Genomic DNA, 20,580 nt, shown 5'->3' with positions numbered 1-20,580 from the left:
CCTCATTTGACCGGGAAGGACAGGGATTCCGTGTGTCCATCGATGGCGATGGACTGGCCGGAAATGCGTTCGCCGCCCTTGGAGCTGAGATAGACGCACATATTGGCGACATCCTCGGCGCGGATGAAGGTCTGCATCGAGGACTGGCTTTCGTAGGTGCGGCGCACCTCATCGGGGCTGACCCCGCGGCTCGAGGCTTCCCGGGCGATCACGCTTTCGATGCGCGGCCCCTCCACAGAGCCCGGGCAGATGGCGTTGACCCGGACGCCAAAGGGACCCAGCTCCATGGCGAGCGTCTTGGTCAGGCCGATCATCCCCCACTTCGCCGCCGCATAGGGGGCGCGATAGGGGAAGCCGAACAGGGCGGCGTTCGAGGCGATATTGATGATGGCGCCCCGGCCCGCCGCCTTCATGGCGCGGGCGGCATGCCGGGTGAAATTGAAGGCGCCCACAAGGTTCACATCCAGACACTGACGGAAGCCGTCCGCATCCAGATCCTCCACAGGGCCCGTCGGCCCGGCAATGCCGGCATTGTTCACCAAGGCGTCCAGACGGCCATGATATTCCAGCACTTCACTGACGACACGATGGGCGGCCCTGGCGTCCGAGACATCGGCGCGCGTGGCGCCGCAGCTGGGATAGGCGTCGAGAAAGTCAGCCAGCGCCTTTTCGTCCACGTCACAGACATGCACGGCCCACCCCGCCTCGCGATAGGCTTTCGCGATGGCGCGGCCGACGCCTGCAGCGCCAGCGGTGACAAGGGCGACCGGAGCGGCGGAGCTCGCCGCCGCCTTGGACTCTGGGGTCATGTTCGATCCTCAAACGGCCTGTCGGACTAGAAGCGCTGGGACAGGCTGACGCCGAAGGTGCGCGGCTGGTTGGTCGTGATGCGACTGTCGAAATCGGTGGCGTTGCGATAGAGCTCTGCCCGCTCGTCGGTCAGGTTGCGCACATAGGCGGTGACGGTCCAGTTGTCCCGGCCCAGCCCCGCCGAGGCGCCCAGCAGGGCGTAGGCCTCCTGCTCGGAGCGATTGGCGATGAACAGATCGTTGTAGGATTTGCCCACATATGATCCGCGCACATTCCAGAAGGCGTCAAAGTCGCGCCAGGCGAATTCGTATCGCGCATTCAGATAGCCCTTGACCGAGGGGATATAGGGCAGCTCGGTCCCATCGGGCGCATCTGGCGTCGTCGCATTGATGTTCTGGCTGAAGTCCTCGCTCAGCTCGGCCTGCAGCACCGTCATCGCTCCGGTCAGGGTGAGATTGTCGGTGGCGAGCCAGCTGATGTCCGCTTCAAGGCCCAGCACTTGCGCTGCGCCCGCGTTCTGGGTCAGACCCAGCGGGGATTCAGACGGATCGAAGCGGGTGAACTGGACGTCCTCCCATTCCATCAGGAAGGCGGCGCCGTTGAAGCGCAATACGCCGTCCGCCAGTGTCGTCTTCCAGCCGAACTCGTAATTGGTGATGAGGTCTGAATCGTACGTCCCCGGAATGTTGGAGGTGGACGCGCGGTTCACGCCGCCTGGCCGGAAGCCTTCGGAGACTGTGGCGTAGAACAGTCGGTCAGAGCTGGGTTGCCAGGTCAGATTGACCTTATACAGGCTGCCCGATTCCGATTGCTCGACATCCACGTCGGGACTGCCGCTGAACACGGTGCCGACAAAGCCTTCAATGGAGCTGTCGGTATCAAACACCCGCGCGCCGACGGTCGCGGTCAGGGTGTCGGTGAGATCATAGGACAGCTCGCCGAAGAGGGCGGCCTCGGTATCCTCTCGCACCTGATTGGTGGTGAAATAGGCCTGCTCGCCATCCACCGCCATGCCCGGCTTGATGGTCGGGATGTTCCAGTCGAAGTCAAAGTCGTGCTCGGCGCGCTGATAGAACACGCCCGCGATCAGGCGCAGGCGGTTTTCCTGAGGCGTCGCAAGACGGAATTCATGGCTGTCGCGGGTATACTGGCTGCGGTCCTGATACTGGATGCGCGGATCCTCGCAGGCGTAGAAATCATAGGCGCCGGCTGCGGAATCGTAAGCGTAGTAACAGGTGTAATAGTCGATATAGGACGAGTATTCAGCGTATTCGGAGTAATCGTTGTCATACTCCACCTCGCGATCGAGGAAGGAGCCCGAATAGGTCACGTCCATGCCCGCAATGCGGCCCTCAACGGTGGCGCCCAGCTGGGTGAAGGTGTCTTCGGAGCGATCATTGAAGAAACGCTCGACTTCCAGATCGCCCACATCCTCGGGGTCATGATCCCAGACGCCTTCGGTTTCCTGGGTCTGGTGCAGGGCGCGGGCGGTCAGCGTCCAGTTGTCATCCAGATCGATCTGCAGCGCGGCGCGCGCGCCGCTCGTGGTTTCCTCGTTGAAGTCCTCTTCCACATAAGGGGCATTGTCGACGGTGATGCCCGACCGTGAGAAGGTCTTCGTCGCCGCGACATTGTCGATATAGCCCGCCGACTGGTCATGCCAGCCGACAAGTCGCAGCGCCGCGCGATCGCCCAGCGGCAGGTTCACAAAGCCCTCTGCGGTGTAGCCCACACCGCCTTCATTGACGGTTTCTGTCGTCAGGTCATACCCGGCCTCGAAGCCGCTGGCATCGGGCGCATTGGTGATGATGCGCAGCGTGCCCGCCTGCGAGTTCGCGCCATAGAGCGTGCCCTGCGGGCCGCCCAGCACCTCGATGCGGGAGACGTCATAGATGTGGACATCGAGATTGCGGCCGATGGCGGTGACCGGCTGATCGTCCAGATAGAGACCGACGCTGGGCTGGGAGCCCGAGGCGTTGCCGTCGCCGCCATCGGAAATGCCGCGGATATAGATCTGGGCCGAGCCGGGGCCGACCGAGTTGAACGACACGCTCGGCAGGAGCTGGGCGTATTCTTCGAAATCGGTGACCTGCTGCTGATCGAGGAAGGTGTTGTCCAGGACCTGAACGCTGAGCGCCACGTCCTGCAGGCTCTCCTCGCGCTTCTGGGCGGTGACGGTGATCGTCTCGATCTGCCGCGGCGCCGAGGGCGCGTCCTGGGCCAGCGCTGCGCCGGGCAGGCAGAGCGCCGCTGCGCAGGTGGTGGTCATCAGAAAGGCGGCGCGAGACGGGGTCTTGCGTCGGCCCGTATTGTCCTTGAATCCAGCCATGATGCGTCCTTCCCTCGATCTGAACGTGCGTCGCGTAATGCGCACTTTGGGCGGAAGCTTAAGGGAAGGGCCGCCTCCGGGCCGACCGGAAAATATTCGACGATAGATGACGAAAATTCATCTATCCCAATTCCGGTCCTCCCCCAGCTCGGCTTCAAGGAGGGTTTTCAAGGGCGACAGAAAAGGCTCAAAGTTGAGCCATTGCGTTGTTCCGCTTTGGTAAATGGGCTGGCGGACCTGTTCGGAGCTGGCGGTGCGGACGGCGCGGTCTGTTGAATGGAAGTTCACGCAATCGGGGTGAAACTCCACGCCGACATAGTCGAGCAGGCGACGCACTTGCGGCTCGAAGTCCGCAACCATGTCCTCATAGATCACACGCAGGGCCGCGCCGGGCTGGGCCTCGTCAAACGCGCGCATCACCTTGAGATAATCGCTGTAATAGCGACCGATCTCGGTCAGGTCATAGCTGAAATTCTGACCCCGCGCGAAGAGCTGCTTGAAGTTGGAGAAGCCGCAGGCCAGCGGATGGCGCCGGGCGTCGATGATCTTCGCGTTTGGCAGGATCAGGCGGATCAGCCCCACATTCATGCAGTTGTTGGGCATCTTGTCGATGAAATAGGGCGCATCTCCGCGGTGAACCCGGGTGCGCTCGAGATATTCCGCCCCCAGGGCGCGCACGGCGTCCGGATCAAGTTCGGCGAGCATGTCCGGATAGGACGAGGCGTCCGTGCGCCGCTTCTTGCCGGACAGGCGCCGGGCGATGGAGATGATGTCGGGCAGTTCGAACGTGCCGTCGATCTGCGGGTGACTGGCGAGGATCTGCTCCAGCAGGGTGGAGCCCGAGCGCGGCAGGCCCAGTATGAAGATCGGATCCGGCGCGGGATCGCCCCATCCCTGGCGCGCCTCGAAGAAGTCGCGGCTGAAGAAGGCGGTCACCAGATCGGTCTCGGCGGAGGTCCGGTCGGCGTCATAGAGCACGGTCTTGCGGCGCAGGGCGTTGCCGGTCTCGTAGGCGCTGAAGGCGTCCTCAAAGGCCTGGCTGTCCTCGAGCGCTTTCCCCAGGGCGAATTGCAGATGGTACCGGTCGGACACGCTGATCCCGTCTGTTCCGAGCGCCTCCTTCATGCGGGCGATATCGCGCGCGTCGAACTTGACGGTCTTCAGGTTGGCGAGGCTCCAATAGGCCTCCCCCAGCGTGGGCTCGGCCGTGATGGCGGCGCGATAGGCGGCAACGGCGTCCTCGCGCTGGCCGATGGTCTTCAGGGCGTGGCCATAGCTGAGCTGGATGCGCGCCTGATCCGGATTGTCCTTGAGGATGCGGGCATAGATCTCGCACGCCTCCTGATGATGGCCGGTCCGCACGCGCAGAAGCGCCTTGAGGATGGCGTGGCTGGGACGGTCCGGCTCGGCGCGCTCTAGGCGGTCGAGCTGCGTTTCGGCCTCTTCAAAGCGCTGAAGCTTGATCAGGCAATTGGCGTAGTCATGCCGGGCCATGTGGAAATCCGGCGCCAATTCCAGCGCCCGCTCCAGGAGTTTGCGGGAATCCTCGAAGACGCCCAGTCGCAAGGCGACGTCAGCCAGCAGCCGAATGCCGGACACATCGGTGGGATGAGCCTTCACATAAGGTCGCAGGAGCGCCTCGGCGCGGCCCAGCTTGCCGTCCTGGATCAGGCGCGCGGCCTCGAGCAATTCGGGAGACTGGGCGGCGCTGGCCGCTTGCTGCTTGGCCGCTTCAAGCGCCCCCTCGGCGTCGCCCGCGCGTTCGCGCAGCTCGGCCAGGGTGCGCCAGGCCGGCGGAAAGTCTGGCCGCGCCCTGGCCAGGGCTTCCATCCGGGCGATGGCGGCGTCCAGCTGACCGGTCGCCGCTTCTGAACGCGCGGCTTCGAGCGTCAGTCCGGGATGCCCGGGAAACTGTCTGAGGGCTTTGCGGGCCAGGTTCAGAGCGTCTGCCGGGCGCCCGAGCCTGCGCGTGGCCTCGGTCTCCACATGAAGCGGGAGCGGGTCGACAGACCCCTTGGCCCGCGCCTCGCGTGCGGCGGTGAGAGCGGCATCCGGTTCACGCTCCACCCAGATCGCCAGTTCTCGACCTCTCCGCCCGGCAAGGGACGGGGCGGGGCGTGAGCGCGGGTCAGTCATGGCGGCTCCGATGTTTGTGTTTGACGCACGCCGCCATCAAGCCTGACTATCGTTCCGTTTTTCAAGTCAAAGTGCTGAGCTTCATGCAAAGACGTCTGCCGCCTCTCGCCTCGCTCCGCGCCTTTGAAGCGGTGGTGCGTCTGCGCAGCTTCAAGGCGGCGGCGGCCGAACTCAATGTCTCCTCCTCCGCGATCAGTCACCAGATCCGGCGTCTGGAGACCGAGCTCAATTGCCGGTTGATGCAGCGCAATCGCACGGGCGTCACGCTGACCGCCCAGGGCGAGCGCTATGCCTTCGGCGTGACCCGGGGCATGGAGCGGCTGCTGGAAGCGACCGAGGAGTTGCTGTCCGACACGGGTCAGTGTCTGACCCTGCAAACCTATTCCACCTTTGCAATTCGCTGGCTGGTGCCGCGGCTCGCCTCCTACAGCCGGGCGACCGGGCAGAAGCCGATCCGGCTGGTGACATCCCAGAGCGATGTGGACTTCAGCACCGACGCCGTGGACGCCTGCATCATGATCGGTCACCCGCAGGACCCCCAGGTGGCGTACCGCCCCCTGTTCAATTCGCACGTCTTTCCGGTTGCGAGCCCGGACTATCTCGAGCGTTACGGCCCCATCAGCCAGCCCTCGGACCTGCGCGGGCATCCCCTGTTACAGGTTTATCCGTCTGCGGACGACTGGTCGACCTGGCTCACCGCAACCGGCCTGTCCGGCATCAGCCCGGCGGGCGAAGGCCTGTTTGACAGCTATGACCTGGCCCTCAACGCCGCGGTTGGCGGCATGGGGGTGGCGCTGGCGATCGAACCCTTCGCCCACGCCGAGCTGGAGACGGGCGCGCTCGTGGAGCTGTTCCCCGAACGCCGCACCGCCTTGCCGGGGAACTGGTACTTCGCCACGCCTTACGCCAAGCGCGGGCTCGACAAGGTCGCGGCCTTCGAGACCTGGCTGCTGGAAGAGCTGTCACGGGATCCCAGCCTGGTTCCGCTCTCCCCTGCCGCCTGAGCCTGTCCTTCAGTTCAGACCCAGCCGCGCGCCGCTGTCACAATGGAAGCAGCCATCGGCGCCGATCGGGCTGCCGGGGGGGATGTCCGTGTTTGGCGTCGAGACCGTGCGGCCCTCGTCAATCGCGGCCAGCCCCGCCGAGATCATCGCGGACAGGGCCGCGGCCTGATCAGGACGCACGAGCGCGCGGCGGCCGGAAAGCTCCGATTGCAGGGTTGTCAGCCGATGGCGCGTCAGCCGTGCGGCGCTGGGCGTGGAGCTGGCGGCAGTGGACAGGAGCTGGCCCACATATTCGGCCTGCAAGGCCTGGCGGATGGGCGTCAGGCGTGCGGTTTCATCGCGTGGCGCGTCAAACAGCACGGCCTCGATCCGTTCAAGGACCTCAGCCGGCGCCAAACCGTTCTGATGGCGGGCGCTCTGCTCCTCCATCCGCGCCAGACGGGCGGGGTTCAGCATGGCGTCGAGCGTGATCCGGCCTGCCGCAGCGGCCGCATTGGCGCGGCTGAAGGCGGGATACTGGTCGCTTTCAAACTGTTCGCGGCGGGCGATCGGGTCGTAATCGCTAAAGGGCGAGGGCGTCAGAAGCCGCAGCGTCTGGTCTGGAATGTCGAGAATGGACGGCTCCAGTGTTGCGGCCAGAGCGTTCAGCGCTTCGCGCTGGCGGGCAGGGTCAAAGTCGGTGACGCCGTTCACATCGGGGCCATTGACCTCATAGGCGAAGACCACTCCGCCGAGCGCCTTGGCGGCGGCCTCCACCTGATAGCGGTGATAGAGATAGATGGGCGGGAAGACATTGCGGATCTCGCTGAGCGGCAGGCCCTGCGCCATCACATCGGTTCCAAAGCGCGCGAGCGCCGCTTCGCGCACGACCAGCGTGTCATTGAGCGCCTCAACCGGGTCCGCGCCATTATCCCACAGATTGGCGAACGGGTGACCCGACGCATTGCCGCGCGCATGACGGTCGGAAATGTAGAGAAGGCCGTCCTCACGCGCCTGCTCGAGGATGTTGGCGAGCCCGGCCTGTTCGGACGCATTGTCCTCATACTGTGAATAGAGCCAGGAGATGCTGGCGATGTCCCACTCGCCAATGCCCACATCATAGGCGTCCGAGGCGTCAAAGCCGGTCGCGTCGTCAAAGCGGATCAGCGGAGCGGGATAGTCCATCACCGAGGCGCGGTCATTGGTGCTGGCGGCGAAATTGTGCATCAGGCCCAGCGTATGGCCGATCTCGTGCGCCGACAGTTGCCGCACCCGCGCCAGCGCCAGCTCCAGCGGGTCATCCTGCGCGCCCGTGCCGGTATGCTCGACACCCATCAGGCCTTCAAAGATGCGCCGGTCCTGACGCACGCGCTGGCTGCCCAGGATCACATGGCCTTTGAGGATTTCCCCCGTGCGCGGATCGACTACCGAACCGCCATAGGACCAGCCGCGGGTCTGGCGATGCACCCACTGGATGACATTGTAGCGCGAATCGAGCGGGTGCACGCCCTCGGGCAGGAGCTCGACGCGATAGGCGTCTTCAAAGCCGGCCGCTTCAAAGGCCTCCGCCCACCAGTTCCCGCCCTCGATCAGGGCCTGCTGGATCAGCTCGGGCGCGCCGCGATCCACGTAATAGATGATGGGCTCGACGACCGGGCCGGAAGCGGCGGACGGATCGACCCGTTCCAGCCTGTGGCGCTGGGCGAAGCCGCGCTCGAGCGGGGCGTCGAGCGGGGTCGCCATGTCATATCGGGTCATCTCGAAGGCGCCGCTGCGCGGGTCCGACGCACGGGTTTCATACCCGTCCTCGGGCAGGGCGATAAAGGAGTGATGCACCGTCAGCGTCACCGCCTCGGCATAGGGTGCGGTGGCGCGCACCTCTGCGCCGGGATTGTTGGCGGTGAGGGTGAGAAGCGCATCAATCTCCACGTTTTCGGGAAATGTCAGGACGCTTTCGGCCAGCGGCGCGCTACGCTCGGCATTGACCGAGAAGGCACCCTGACCGGCATTGTCGAGATAACCCGCCGCATCAATGGGATCGCGCTTGAGAAAGCCTGACAGGTCGATCAGCACCTCGCCATTGGCGCTTTCGGACACGATCTCGGTGCGCCAGATGACGGAGCGGGCGAAGGATTGCGCCGTCGCCGCCTGCTCGTCCGAGCCTGCGCCAAGCGCCGCGTAACGGGTGTTTTCAAATTCCGCGAAGACGGCGTCGCCCACGCGCGAGAAGCGCAGAATATACGTGTCGCTGCCCAGCCCTCGATCCAGCCCCACCGGGTTGGAGCCCAGACCCGAGGTCAGGCGCGCAGTGTAGATCATCCGGCCCAGCGTGCCGTCGTCCTGAGGGGAGAGCGCCGCCAGCACCCGGCCCTTGGCGGCGTCAGGGTAGAGCGCGATCAGCCCGTCCTGGCGGTTCAGCCCCTCAACGCTCTCGGTAAAGCTCGGCGTATCCTGGGCCAGCGCCTGTGCGCCGGACAGGCTCAGGCACAGCGCCAGCGCGCCGGTGATCAGGTTTTTCATGGTCTTGCTCCCCTTGGCGCATCTCACGCTCTTGGAACAAAGGCTAGCCAGAGCGGTCCGGTTTGAACAGGGGCGGTCGGGCACAGGTCTGGTTTTATGACGCTTCAGCGACCCGTTCTGATTTGCGTTGAGCGCCGGGTCCGCCCGTGGCTATCTGAGGCCGACTGAAAGAGGGGGCTCACATGATTGGTCTTGTCGTTTCATTGGCGCTGTCATTGCAGCTTTCTGACGTGGCCTGTCCTGTGGGGGTGGAGCTTGATGGGCCTGAAGGCCGCGCCTGGGACAGCCTGCCCCTCACCGCGCTTCAGACCGTGGGCACTCATAACAGTTACAAGCAGGCCATACCGCCCGCGGAACTCGCGGCGCTTCTGGCGCAGAACCCCGAAGTGATGGCGCTCGATTACAGCCATCCGCCGCTGTCTGATCAGCTGGATGCGGGCATGCGCAATCTCGAGATTGATATTGTCCATGATCCCGAAGGCGGTCGCTACGCCAATCCGCTGATGCCGGCGATGATGGCGGGTCAGGAGGGCTCGGCGCCCTATGACGCGACGGGCATGGATGCGCCGGGTTTCAAGGTCTTGCACATTCCCGATATCGATGTGCGCTCAAGCTGTTCGACCCTGATCGCCTGCGTGAGCGAGATTCGCGACTGGTCGCTCGCCCATCCCGATCACGCGCCCATCATGGTGATGTTCAACGCCAAGACCGGCGGCATCGATGCGCCGGGCGCGGTGGAGACGCTCGACTTTGACCGCGAGGCTTTCGCGGCGCTTGATGCGGAGTTCGCCCGAGTCTTCGCGCCCGGCCATCTGATCATTCCCGATGAGGTGCGCGGTCATCACGCCACCCTGCGTGAAGGTGTCGAGGCGGGCGGCTGGCCGACATTGGGCGAGGCGCGCGGCCGCATCCTTCTGGTGCTCGACGAGCGGGGCGCGAAGGCGGACGCCTATCGCGGCGAGGCGGCCTCGCTGGAAGGGCGGATGATGTTCACCCTGTCTGAGAGCATTGAAGCTGATCACGCCGCCATCTTCATCCTCAACGATCCGGTCGAGGACCGGCAGATGATCGCTCATGCGGCATTGAGCGGGTTTTTGGTGCGCACCCGCGCAGATGCGAACACGATGGAAGCGCGCACGGGCGATGCCAGCCGCCGGGACGCCGCCTTTGAACTGGGCGCGCACTGGATCAGCACCGATTACCCTCAGCCTCGCTCGGAATGGAGCGCATATCAGGTCAGCCTGCCGGATGGGCTGATTGTGCGCTGCAACCCGATGACGACGATTCCGGCGCCATAACAGACACCGGGCGGCCGCTGTGCGACCGCCCGGTCTGACGTCCGGCAAGAGCGGGGGAAACCCTTGCCCTGTAAGGGGAGGGGGAGGCCCTTACAGGTCGGACGCTGCGGTGTGTTCGATCTCGGTCCAGTTGCGCTCGGCGCGGGCCAGGGTGCCGGCTTCGTCATTGAGGAAGTTGCGCAGGATCTCCTCGTTCACGAAGACATAGAGCTGGCCGTCGCGCACGGCGGAAAAGCGCGGATCACCATCGAGCTTCTTGCCCAGCGCCACGCCGAGCGCGCAGAAACCGCCATAGGCCGGAATGTATTGCTCGGGATTGCGGCGGAAGGTGCGCAGATTGGCTTGGCTTGCGAAGTAATAGGCGACGCCGTCGTGCACGGCGGAGAATTCAGCCGAGCCGTCAAGGCGGATGCCGGTCTGGATCAGGGCGACCGGGTCAGAGCCATGCAGGCCCAGCGGCGCGCCGGCCAGCGTATAGCCGGAGGTGACGTTGTTTTCGTCTTCGGCCAGAGCGAGCGGGGCGGTGGCGGCGACCAGCGCGAGGCCGATCAGAGCGGTGGAAACAAGGGTCTTCATGGTCTCTCTCCTGAGTGCGCGCCAGAGGGCGAGCGGGGATGTGAAGGTCGCGACGCCTTCGGTCAGCCCCGGTAAAAGAGACGAAAAAAGAGCCCGTCTGTAGACGGAATTCTCCCTAAAGGATTGTACGATCCGCAATGCTGCGTATGAGATCAGCCCGTCGCTTGGGCGGGGTCATCGAGCGCCTGCATGTACTCAAACAGCTTCGCTACAGCCGCCGGCGCGGTCTGGCGCATGGACTGAAGCAGCGCGGTCTTTTCCGTGTCTTCGGGGCCGATTTCACTGAGCAGCTTGGAGAAACCATCCAGCCGGTTCTCGCGCAGCCAGGCGCGCAGTTCGGGGATCTGGCTCCAGTTATACTGGTTCATCATGTACGCGGCGGTGAAGCGGATATAGTCGGTGTCGTGATTGGGCAGCGGCACCACCGCGCACAGGCGGTTCTGCTCGGCTTCGTCTTCATAGGCGGCTTCGATATGAGCGATGAAGGCGGCGCTGAACACCGGCTGGTAGGAGCGCACCATCTGGAGCACCAGCCTGTCGCCCTGAAAGACCGGAACGATGGCGTCATTCGTGACCGCGCGGGCCGCGCAATCAACCAGCACCGTGTCGGGCGTGATGGCGATTTCGCCCTCATCCAGGATGACGCGGTCCGCCGTGATGGTCTTCACCCGACCCTTGCGGATGACGTTGCGGACGCGGCGGAGTTCCTCGACTTCCCGTTGGCTGACGGTCGCGCCATGGAACATGGAGGGGCGCACATCGGGATCGAGGCGCAGGAAATAGCCGCAGGCTTCGAGCCGGTCGAACATGTCTTCAAGGCTTGTGGAATTGGCGATGGCCTCGAACTGACGCGCCTGCGCGCCGATGGTGTCAAAGAAGAAGTCCGGCCCGGTCTGGGTGTTGCGCCGATCGAGCAGCCAGGCGTCGCGCGGCATGATCCACTGGATATCATCGGGGTCGACATGATGCTCCAGCAGCCACAGAACCGTGTCGATGGCGGTCTTGCCCGCGCCGATGATCACAAAGCCGTCCGGCTTGCGGTCGATCTTCGGCAAGTCATTGGGCGGCATGAACCAGGCGTCGGGCGACACCTCGAATTTGGGCGTATGGGTGGAGGGGACAGAGGTTTTCAGATGCGTCGCGTCCACGGTCTTGCGCCGGGCTTTGACCTCGAACACCTCTCCGCTCAATACATGCTCGAAGCGGCCCTCGCCGACATACCGGCACATGGGGAAGAAGCGCACCCGGCCTGAAGGCAGGAAGGTGTGGTTCATCACCTGCTCGTAATAGGCAAGGACTTCCTGACCGCTGGCGAGATCCCCCATCCCCTTGTTCAGGCCCACCTGATCGAGCTGCCCTCGGCTGAGTTCCCTGGAGGAGACGCCGTAAAAGCTCGAGGGCTGATGAAGGGTGACGAAGGGATAGGCGTGGTTCCAGTGCCCGCCCGGCTTGGCGTTCTGATCCACGATGATGAGGTCGGCGTCGGTTTCGGACAGGATGACATCGGTGAAGGCCATGCCCATGGCGCCGCCGCCAATGACCAGATAATCAGTCTCAAGAGGTGTGATCGCCATGAGTCGCCTCCCCGGGACGGCTCACCCGTTATTGTTGCATCGGGTTGAGCCTGATCATAACAGTGTTATACAACTGTCAGGGACATAACGGGTCCCGTCAAGGCTGAAACCATGAGCGACGCGAAATCCACGATCATGCAGGCGGCGTCAAAGCTGTTCCTGGAGGGCGGCTACAAGGCGCTCAGCGTGCGCGCCATCGCGAAAGAGGCGGGCGTCTCGACCATCGGTATCTACAGCCATTTTGACGGCAAGCAGGGTATTCTGGACGCGCTCTATATCGAAGGGTTCGAGCAGGTCGAAGCGACGACCCGCCTGCCCGAAGGCGTGAGAGATCGCGATGCGGCGATCGAGACCGTGGTGCGCCAGTATCTGCGCAGCGTGAGGGCGCATGAAGCCCATTACCGGTTGATCTTTGGCGAGCAATCGCCTGACTTCAGCCCGTCAGAAGAGGCGCGTCAGGCGGGCACGCAAGCTTTCGCCAGCCTGCTCGAACGCTCGGCCGAGTTTCTACCCGATCATGCCGCGGATGAGGTGCGCAATGCCGCGCTTGAAATCTGGGCGCTGATCCATGGCTTTGTCAGCCTGCGCCAGCATGTGACGGCCCTGAAGACCGAAGGCACGGACTGGGAGGACCAGGTCGTCCGGGCGGTGCGCATCCACATCGCCGCCCTGGACCAGACCCGGACCTCCTGATCGTCTCCTTTGGAGCCTCTTAAAGGCGCTAGTCGAACGGGAAGCTCGTCACCGCGCCATCTGATGCGGAGTGGACGAGCCTGGCGTATTTCGCGAACGCCCCCGTGCGGTATTTGGGTTCGGGCGGGGTGAAGCCCTGGGCCATGCGCGCCTTGAGATCGGCCTTCACATCAATGCGACGGTTCTCGATATCGATGGTGATGATATCGCCGGTCTTCACAAAGGCGATGGGTCCGCCATGGGCGGCTTCGGGGGCGACGTGCCCGACCATGAAGCCATAGGTCGCGCCCGAGAAGCGGCCGTCCGTCATCAACGCCACATCATCGCCCAGGCCTGCGCCTTGAATGGCGGCGGTGACGGCCAGCATTTCACGCATGCCCGGCCCGCCGGCGGGGCCTTCATTGCGGATGACGACCACATTGCCCTTCTCGATCCCGCCCGAATTGACCGCGGCGAAGCAGTCTTCCTCGCAATCAAATACCTTGGCGGGGCCTTCAAAGAACAGACGGTCATGACCCGCGAGCTTGGCGACGCAGCCTTCCGGGGCGAGATCGCCATAAAGCACGCCGAAGCCGCCGCGCTTCTTGAGCGGTTTGTCGGGCGACAGGATCACGTCCTGACCCGGCGTTTCAGCGGCCAGCTCGGCTTCTTCAAACAGGGTCTTGCCGGTGACGGTGGGCGCATCGTCCAGCATGTCCGCGGCTTTCAGGCGCTGCAGCAGCAGGCGTGCCCCGCCCGCAGCCGCCATGTCCGGCGCCATATAGCGACCGCCGGGCTTGAGATCGGCGATCACCGGAGTCTTCCGGCTCACGGCGTCAAACACATCAATGTCGAACTGATCCCGGCTGACCCCGGCTTCGCGGGCAATGGCCAGAAGATGCAGGACCGCGTTTGTGGAGCCCGCCGTGGCGGTCACCGCGACGGCGGCGTTTTTCAGAGAGGTCGGGGTGATGATGTCGCGCGGCTTGCGATCCGCCTTCAGCGCATCGACCACGGCCTGACCGGCCTTGCGCGCGGCTTCGGGCTTGTCGGGATGAACGGCGGGAATGTCGTTGAGCCCCATGGGCGACAGGCCGAGCGCGGTCAGCGCCAGCGCCATGGTGTTGGCGGTGAACTGGCCGCCGCAGGCGCCCGCGCCGGGGCAGGCGGCTTTTTCGACTTCGACGAGTTCGTCTTCGCTGATCTTGCCCGCCGCGCAGGCCCCGACGGCCTCGAACACGTCCTGAATCGTCACCGCCTTGTCGCCCAGCTTGCCCGGCATGATCGAGCCGCCATAGAGCACGACGCTGGGCAGGTTCAGCCGCGCCGCCGCCATGGCGGCGCCAGGCAGGGTCTTGTCGCAGCCCACCAGGAACAGCACGGCGTCCAGGCAATGGCCGCGCACGGCGAGTTCGGCGGAGTCCGCCACGCAATCGCGGCTCATCAGGCTGGCGCGCATGCCTTCGGTGCCCATGGAGATGCCGTCGGTGACGACGATGGTGTTGAAATCCACCGCCGTGCCGCCTGCCGCCTCGATCCCGGCGCGGGCATGATCGGCGAGACCCTGAAGGTGCATGTTGCACGGGGTGACGCTGGTCCAGGTGTTGACGATGGCGATCATGGGTTTCGCCATCCGGTCATCGTCATAGCCGGCCGCGCGAAGCATGGCGCGAGCCGGGGCGCGGGCCGGCCCCTGGATCAGTGTGTGCGAGGGGCGTTTGTTATCGGTCATTTGAAATCAGGCCGTTTCGTTCAGGGCGTTCAATTGCGTTTTGAGGGCGTCGAGATCCGCGGCGCAGGGTTCAAACCGGGTCGAGCGGTCCAGAACCTCGGCCAGCGCGGGAGAGGGATCGATGGTCCGGCCGATCAGGGGTTCGACAATGTCGGCGAACTTGTAGGGATGAGCGGTTGCGGCGATCACCCAGGGCCGCGCGTGCAGATCAAACTCGCGCATGCGCGCCAGCGCTTCGGCGCCGACGGCAGAGTGCGGGCACCAGACATATCCTGAGCGGGTATAGTCAGCCTTGATCCGGGCGCGTATGGCGCGGTCCTCGACGAGCTCCACAGACAGGCGCGCCGCGTCATCGGGCAGGGCGTCGAGGCGCTCGAAATTGCTCGGCGCGCCCACATCCATGGCGTTGGCGAGGGTGGCGATGGAAGCGCGCGGTTCATACCGGCCAGAGATCGACCAGTCCGCCAGCGTGCGATTGGCGTTGGTGGCGAGCACGATCGGTCCCCAGGGCGCGCCCATATGGCGGGCCCAGATGGCCGCGACGCCATGGCCGAGATTGCCGGTGGGGATGATCAGCCCGGGTTTGACGCCGTTCTTCTCATACGCCTGCCTTGCCGCCCACGCCATGTAGGCCGCCTGGGGCAAGAGGCGCGCGATATTGATCGAGTTGGCGCTGGTCAGATTGTGACGATTGCTGAGGTCGCGGTCGGAAAAGGCGGCCTTGACCATGCGTTGGCAGGCGTCGAAATCGCCTTCGACCTCCAGCGCGGAGACCGGGGCGTTCCAGCAGGTCAGCTGTCGTTTCTGGAACCCGGAAATCCGTCCCTTGGCGTACAGGATCACCGCCCGCACGCCTGTACGGCCTTCAGCTGCGCACCCCACCGCGCCTCCGGTGTCTCCGGATGTGGCGGCCAGCACGGTGAAGGGATTGTCGGGGTCGCCCATACGGTCAAGGCAGCGCAGAAGGAACCGGGCGCCCACATCCTTGAATGCGCCGGTCGGCCCATGGAACAGCTCCAGCGCGAACACGCCGGGGCGTCCCGGGAAGGGGTTCACCAGCGGAACGTCGAAATCGTAGGTTTCTTCAACGAGCTCCGGCAGAACGCCTTCCAGTGCGTCGCCCTTGAAGAAGGGTTCGAACAGGGCGAGCGCGGTCTCCTTAAGACTGGTTTGCGCGGTCAGGCCGCTGAGTTGACCTTCGGGAAACTCATCGGGAATGAACAGGCCGCCATCGCCGGCCAGACCCACGCGGATGGCTTCGGAGATGGAGCTGGCGCTGGCGCCGTGACGGGTCGAGATCAGGCGCATGCTTCTTGCTCCTCGGCCGGCTCCAGGCGCACTCCGAAGCTGTCGAGCGGCGCCCGATAGCAACGGGCCTTGCGACCGGCTTGCTCAAAGGCGTCAGCCATGGCGGCTTCCACGGCGTCAAGATCAAGATCCGCCGCCCAGGCGAAGATGGACGGTCCGGAGCCCGAGAAGGAGCATCCCAGAGCGCCCGCATTCAACGCGGCGGCTTTCACGGCGCGCATTTCGGGCAGCAGGAAGGCGCGCTGGGGTTCGATCAGCACGTCATCGAGCCCGGCGCGGATCAGCTCAAGGTCCGAGGTGGCGCAGCCCAGGGTGAAGGCGCCCAGGCGACGGGCATGCTCAACGGCGGTGTTGAGCGGAACCTCGGGCTGGAGCACATCGCGTGCGGCCTGGGTTTCGGTTTTCGCGTCGGGATGAAATAGAACGGCGCTGATCCCTTGGGGAACCGGCATCGGCTTGACGATCGCCGGATCGAGCTGGGCCGCAATCACAAGCCCGCCCAGAAGCGAGGCCATGACATTGTCCCAGGGCGGCGGATCGGCGCTCGCCCGTTCTCCTTCAAGGGCGAAGGGCAGCAGCTCGGCAGTCGAGAAGGGCTTGTCCAGCAAGGCATTGACCGCAGCCGCAGCCGCTACGGCGCTCGCGGCGGACCCGCCCATGCCGGCGCTGATCGGCACGCCTTTCTTCACATCCAGCCGAGCTCCGAACGGCGCTTTCACAGCCTGAAGCACGGCCTGGGCGGCCCGCAACGCCGTATTGCGCATGGGATCGTCCGGCAATGTCGTCATCAGGCCGGACACTTCGCCCAGCCTGACGCCGGGCTGGCTTTCACGATGGGCGGTCACTTCATCCCGGCACGCGTCAAACGCTTGTCCCAGAACATCAAATCCAACCCCGACATTGCCAATGCTGGCCGGGGCGCTGGCGCGCGCTTGCACACTCATGAGACTACTCGTCCTCTTTCCGTCAGGCGCTGCGCAACGCACCGTCCGCCCGCAAGGGGGATCGAACGGACGGTGCGTGCGCGGGCGCGGCGCCATCACACGCCCATGCCCGTCGGATGTCCATCATGTCGCCGAAAACAGCGGCCGCCGTGGGCCAGCGGCCCGCGCCCTTGCCCTGCAGGGCGTGCACTTCGCCGTTGGAGAGGGTCAGAAGGAAGCGGTTCTCCTCATTGCGGGCCCCGGCGAGCGCGTGCTCCTTCGGGACGGCGCGCACCTGGACTTCTGCATCCACGACCCCGCCAGCGCCCAGCTTGCAGCGCCCGATCTGCTTGAACACCTTGCCGCTCATCAGGGCGTCCTGGGCCTGTTTGGCGGAGACCTCGCTGAGGGACTGCTTGGCGATCTTCTCCGGCGGAAGCTCCACGCCAAAGGCCTCGCGGATCAGGATGGAGAGCTTGTCGGCGGCGTCATGGCCGTCCACATCGGCGCTGGGATCGGCTTCCGCAAAGCCCATGCGCTGGGCTTCGGAAACAGCCTCCTCGAACGGGCGGCCCTTGCCCAGCTGATCAAGGATGAAATTGCCGGTGCCGTTCATGACGCCTTCGACCGCGACAACGCCCTGATCCTTCAGCTCCGACAATCGCTCAAGGACGACGACGCCCCCACCGACCGAAGCGGAATACATCAGATGCGCGCCGCCCTTCTTCGCGGCCTCATGCAGGGCTTCGTAATGCTTGGCCACGGCGGCCTTGTTCGCGGTGACCACGTGCTGGCCATTGCGCAGCACCGGCATCATCACGGAGGCCGGGCCATCCGCGCCGCCCATCATCTCGACCACGAGATCGGGTTCGCCTGCGAGGGCGGCATGGGGGTCGGAGGTGAAGACCGCCCGGCGGTCGTCCGCCCGGGCGCCCACATTGCGCACCAGCACCGGATTGAGTTCGAACAGTTCAGGATGGCTCAGCACATGGTCGAGCACGCCGGATCCCACGGCGCCGCAGCCCAGAAGCGCGACCTTCATCGGGCCGCGATGGCGCGGGCGCCCGATGACAGCGGGTCCCGACGCGATGCGGGTGGCTTCGCGGGCGCCCATGGCGGCCACTTCCACCACCAGATCGGCGGCCTTGGCGGCTTCGATCGCCTTGGGCTGGATCAGGCCGCGGCTGGCGTCCATCGCCTGGTCATAATCAAGCGCATCATAGCGTTGGGCATGCGGATCCTTGGCCGGATCATCGGTGTAGACCCCGTCCACATCCTTGATCAGGCGCACCCGGTTCGCGCCCGCCTTCACCGCGAAGAACACCGCCGTCAGATCAGTGCCGCCCCGGCCCAGCGTCGCTGCGCCATGCTCGGCATGACAGGCGGTGAAGCCCGGCAGCACGACAGCGTCGGCCTCGTCGAGCGCGCCAGCCAGGGCGCCGGCGTCCAGCTCGCTGAGATTGGCGTCCATGGGGTCGCCCTCGGCCATGAGGCCGATTTCATGGGGGTCGAGAACCTTGGCCTTGAGCCCGAGCTGAGACAGGGCGAGCCCCATCAGGGCGGCGGAGCGGAACTCCCCGAGCCGGGCGAGGCGGGCGGTGATGTCGGGGAAGGGCGCGCCGCCATTGGCGTCGGCCTGGGCCAGAAGCTGGTCGGTTTCCCCTTTCAGCGCCGAGACGATCACGATGGTTTTCTCCCCCGCCCTGACATGGCGGTAGATTTCGGCGCCAGCGGCGGCGTAGTCGGCTTCCGAAGTCAGCACCGAGCCGCCGAACTTGAGGACGCACAGGCCTTTCGGGGCGGAGGAGACATTAAGCTGGGGATCCATCGGATCAGTCCTTTTTGGTTCGGTTGGGTGCGAGCCGGGTGGGTATGAAGCATGAAAAAACCCGCTCGCCGGTTTCGGGGAGCGGGTTGGTGTTGGGTTGAATGTTTGCGCCTGTTTTGCGCTCAGCCCGTACCGCCCCGCCCTCGAGTAAGGGTGGTGGTAATGGTGGTAATGGTGGTGGTGAGCGCGGTTCCGGAGACGGCGCATACGCCTGCGGTCACGGTGGAGACCGTGGTCGTCAGGGCGTCGTGCTGGACCTGCGGGAAGCGGGTCATGATCATCTCCTAGACGTGCTGCAAGTGCGCAGCGTCGAGCGCACCGTGACCGGCTTTTCCACAGCCCGTCAACCATCCCCCTGTGACAGGAAAAGCACAATCGTCACGCCAATCTCGAAAAAACAGCCCTTAAATTACTGATTAAACTACTAGAAATTTTTTTCTTAGTTGTTCGGACATTTAGGTGTTGCGCGTTGCAGCATTTCGGCCTTACGGTTTTTGCACAGCCCGGCGAGACGAAAGCAGTCGCATCGCCGGTCATTTTCGCGCGTCGTTCCGGCCCTTATGAACAGGGCCACACGACGCAGTGTCGAAACCGGGAGACAGCGCCATGCGCGACGCAAAGACCCAGACCCTGACCCAGGACGCCCAGCGTATCGCTGCGGTGGCCGGCTCGGTCGTACTTCTTGTCGTCGTACTCCTTATTACCACCTCCGGTGGAGCGGCGGCGCCTGTCTGACGGTAGCAAACACACCTCAGACCCAAGCAAACCCCCGCTCCATACCGGAGCGGGGGTTTTTCTTTGCCTCAACCCCAGACCTGAACCCCGAGCCAGCTCGAACGCCACGAAAGACCAGGATCATGACCCGGATTTACACCGACGACGACGCCAGCGCAGACGCCATCAAGCCCGGCCCCATCGCCATCATCGGCTATGGCAGCCAGGGCCGCGCCCATGCCCGCAATCTGCGCGATTCCGGCCATGAGGTGATTGTCGGCGCCCGACCCGGCGGCGGGGCGGAAGCCAAGGCCAGGGCCGACGGATTTGAAACTTTCACTCCGGCCGAAGCCGCCAAAAAGGCCAGCTTCGTGGCGCTGCTGACCCCGGATATGAGCCACAAGGACGTGTATGAGTGCGACATCGCTCCGCAACTCTCGCCGGGCGATACGCTGATGGTGGCCCATGGCTTCTCCATCCATTACGGCCAGATCCGTCCGCGCACCGATATCGATGTGATCCTGGTCGCCCCCAAGGGACCGGGTGACCTCGTCCGTCGCGAGTACGAGATCGGCCGCGGCGTGCCTTCGCTGTTTGCGATCCATCAGGACGCTTCGGGCAAGGCGCGCGAGAAGGCGCTGGCCTATTGCAAGGGCAATGGCGGCACCGCCGGCGGCGCCATCGAGACGAGCTTCGCCGAAGAGACCGAAACCGATCTGTTCGGCGAGCAGGCCGTGCTGTGCGGCGGCGCGTCCGAGCTGGTCGCGGCAGGCTATCAGACCCTGGTCGATGCCGGCTACCAGCCTGAAATCGCTTACTTTGAGTGCTTGCACGAGCTCAAGCTGATTGTCGATCTCCTGTATGAAGGCGGCATCGCCCGCATGCATGACTTCATCTCCGAGACCGCCAAGTACGGCGATCTGGTCTCCGGTCCGCGCGTCATCAATGACGAGACCCGGGCCCGGATGCGCGAGGTTCTGACCGACATCCAGTCGGGCAAGTTCGCGCGTGACTGGATCGTGGAGAACCAGGCCGGCAAGCCGCAGTACGACGCCCTGCTGCGCGCGGATCTGAACCAGGACATCGAGAAGACCGGCGCCCGTCTGCGGGCCCGCATGGCCTGGCTGCAACCCGGCGCCAATGCAGGCCAGGCCTAGCGCACGCAAAGGAAACCGAC

The 20,580-nt window shown here is 64.8% G+C and carries 16 protein-coding genes; 5 read left to right on the top strand and 11 right to left on the bottom strand.

Translation table 11 applies throughout. The annotated features are described in order from the left end of the window. Positions 1-2: 2 nt before the first annotated feature. The 3 genes from OA2633_RS08330 to OA2633_RS08320 all read right to left on the bottom strand — a co-directional run bounded on the left by OA2633_RS08330 (position 3) and on the right by OA2633_RS08320 (position 5,275). Entirely contained in the window at positions 3-809 is an 807-nt protein-coding gene (locus OA2633_RS08330; protein WP_009802085.1) for an SDR family oxidoreductase, read from the bottom strand. 26 nt (positions 810-835) lie between these two features. After that, positions 836-3,139, bottom strand: coding sequence for a TonB-dependent receptor (locus OA2633_RS08325; protein WP_009802084.1), 2,304 nt, complete (start codon positions 3,137-3,139; stop codon positions 836-838). 117 nt (positions 3,140-3,256) lie between these two features. Further along, positions 3,257-5,275 carry a tetratricopeptide repeat-containing sulfotransferase family protein gene (locus tag OA2633_RS08320; RefSeq protein WP_156776194.1) on the bottom strand — a complete coding sequence of 673 codons (2,019 nt, stop codon included), beginning with the start codon at positions 5,273-5,275 and terminating at the stop codon, positions 3,257-3,259. 83 nt (positions 5,276-5,358) lie between these two features. Between OA2633_RS08320 and OA2633_RS08315 the strand changes: the two genes are divergently transcribed. Further along, the gene (locus tag OA2633_RS08315) at positions 5,359-6,279 is read left to right on the top strand and encodes a LysR substrate-binding domain-containing protein (protein ID WP_040613315.1); all 921 of its coding nucleotides are present in this window, start codon (positions 5,359-5,361) and stop codon (positions 6,277-6,279) included. Between the two features lie 9 nt (positions 6,280-6,288). Here OA2633_RS08315 and OA2633_RS08310 read toward each other — a convergent pair whose 3' ends face one another. Next, on the bottom strand, positions 6,289-8,778 hold the full coding sequence (locus OA2633_RS08310; RefSeq protein WP_009802081.1) for a zinc-dependent metalloprotease: 2,490 nt from the start codon (positions 8,776-8,778) through the stop codon (positions 6,289-6,291). Between the two features lie 182 nt (positions 8,779-8,960). Between OA2633_RS08310 and OA2633_RS08305 the strand changes: the two genes are divergently transcribed. Continuing rightward, positions 8,961-10,076, top strand: a complete 1,116-nt coding sequence (locus tag OA2633_RS08305; protein WP_009802080.1) for a phosphatidylinositol-specific phospholipase C1-like protein — start codon at positions 8,961-8,963, stop codon at positions 10,074-10,076. Positions 10,077-10,166: 90 nt separating this feature from the next. Here OA2633_RS08305 and OA2633_RS08300 read toward each other — a convergent pair whose 3' ends face one another. Together OA2633_RS08300 and OA2633_RS08295 are read right to left on the bottom strand one after the other, a co-directional pair. Continuing rightward, positions 10,167-10,652, bottom strand: a complete 486-nt coding sequence (locus OA2633_RS08300; RefSeq protein ID WP_009802079.1) for a YHS domain-containing (seleno)protein — start codon at positions 10,650-10,652, stop codon at positions 10,167-10,169. A gap of 152 nt (positions 10,653-10,804) precedes the next feature. Continuing rightward, positions 10,805-12,226 carry a hypothetical protein gene (locus OA2633_RS08295; protein WP_009802078.1) on the bottom strand — a complete coding sequence of 474 codons (1,422 nt, stop codon included), beginning with the start codon at positions 12,224-12,226 and terminating at the stop codon, positions 10,805-10,807. Between the two features lie 111 nt (positions 12,227-12,337). On the opposite strand from OA2633_RS08295, the gene OA2633_RS08290 reads away from it, so the two are divergent. Then, the gene (locus OA2633_RS08290; RefSeq protein WP_009802077.1) at positions 12,338-12,919 is read left to right on the top strand and encodes a TetR/AcrR family transcriptional regulator; all 582 of its coding nucleotides are present in this window, start codon (positions 12,338-12,340) and stop codon (positions 12,917-12,919) included. A gap of 28 nt (positions 12,920-12,947) precedes the next feature. Here the strand turns inward: OA2633_RS08290 and ilvD are convergent, their stop codons facing one another. The 5 genes from ilvD to OA2633_RS16255 form a co-directional block, all read right to left on the bottom strand. Continuing rightward, complete coding sequence (gene ilvD, locus OA2633_RS08285) at positions 12,948-14,630, bottom strand: dihydroxy-acid dehydratase (RefSeq protein ID WP_009802076.1); 1,683 nt, start codon at positions 14,628-14,630, stop codon at positions 12,948-12,950. 6 nt (positions 14,631-14,636) lie between these two features. Continuing rightward, entirely contained in the window at positions 14,637-15,938 is a 1,302-nt protein-coding gene (gene thrC, locus OA2633_RS08280) for a threonine synthase (protein ID WP_009802075.1), read from the bottom strand. Then, complete coding sequence (locus OA2633_RS08275) at positions 15,929-16,882, bottom strand: homoserine kinase (RefSeq protein ID WP_009802074.1); 954 nt, start codon at positions 16,880-16,882, stop codon at positions 15,929-15,931. Before OA2633_RS08275 ends, thrC begins: the two co-directional genes overlap by 10 nt. A gap of 22 nt (positions 16,883-16,904) precedes the next feature. Further along, entirely contained in the window at positions 16,905-18,689 is a 1,785-nt protein-coding gene (locus OA2633_RS08270) for a homoserine dehydrogenase (protein ID WP_009802073.1), read from the bottom strand. 122 nt (positions 18,690-18,811) lie between these two features. After that, the gene (locus tag OA2633_RS16255; RefSeq protein WP_162010988.1) at positions 18,812-18,964 is read right to left on the bottom strand and encodes a hypothetical protein; all 153 of its coding nucleotides are present in this window, start codon (positions 18,962-18,964) and stop codon (positions 18,812-18,814) included. Between the two features lie 331 nt (positions 18,965-19,295). On the opposite strand from OA2633_RS16255, the gene OA2633_RS16585 reads away from it, so the two are divergent. Both OA2633_RS16585 and ilvC read left to right on the top strand, forming a co-directional pair. Further along, entirely contained in the window at positions 19,296-19,424 is a 129-nt protein-coding gene (locus OA2633_RS16585; protein WP_009802071.1) for a hypothetical protein, read from the top strand. A gap of 122 nt (positions 19,425-19,546) precedes the next feature. Then, positions 19,547-20,560: a ketol-acid reductoisomerase gene (ilvC, locus tag OA2633_RS08265; protein ID WP_009802070.1), complete on the top strand. Its 1,014-nt coding sequence runs from the start codon at positions 19,547-19,549 to the stop codon at positions 20,558-20,560. Positions 20,561-20,580 lie beyond the last annotated feature (20 nt).

The sequence above is a fragment of the Oceanicaulis sp. HTCC2633 genome (assembly GCF_000152745.1).
In the GTDB taxonomy this organism is placed as follows: Bacteria; Pseudomonadota; Alphaproteobacteria; order Caulobacterales; family Maricaulaceae; genus Oceanicaulis.
The sequence above is the reverse complement of the archived record's forward strand: the minus strand, read 5'-3'. Positions and strand labels throughout refer to the sequence as shown.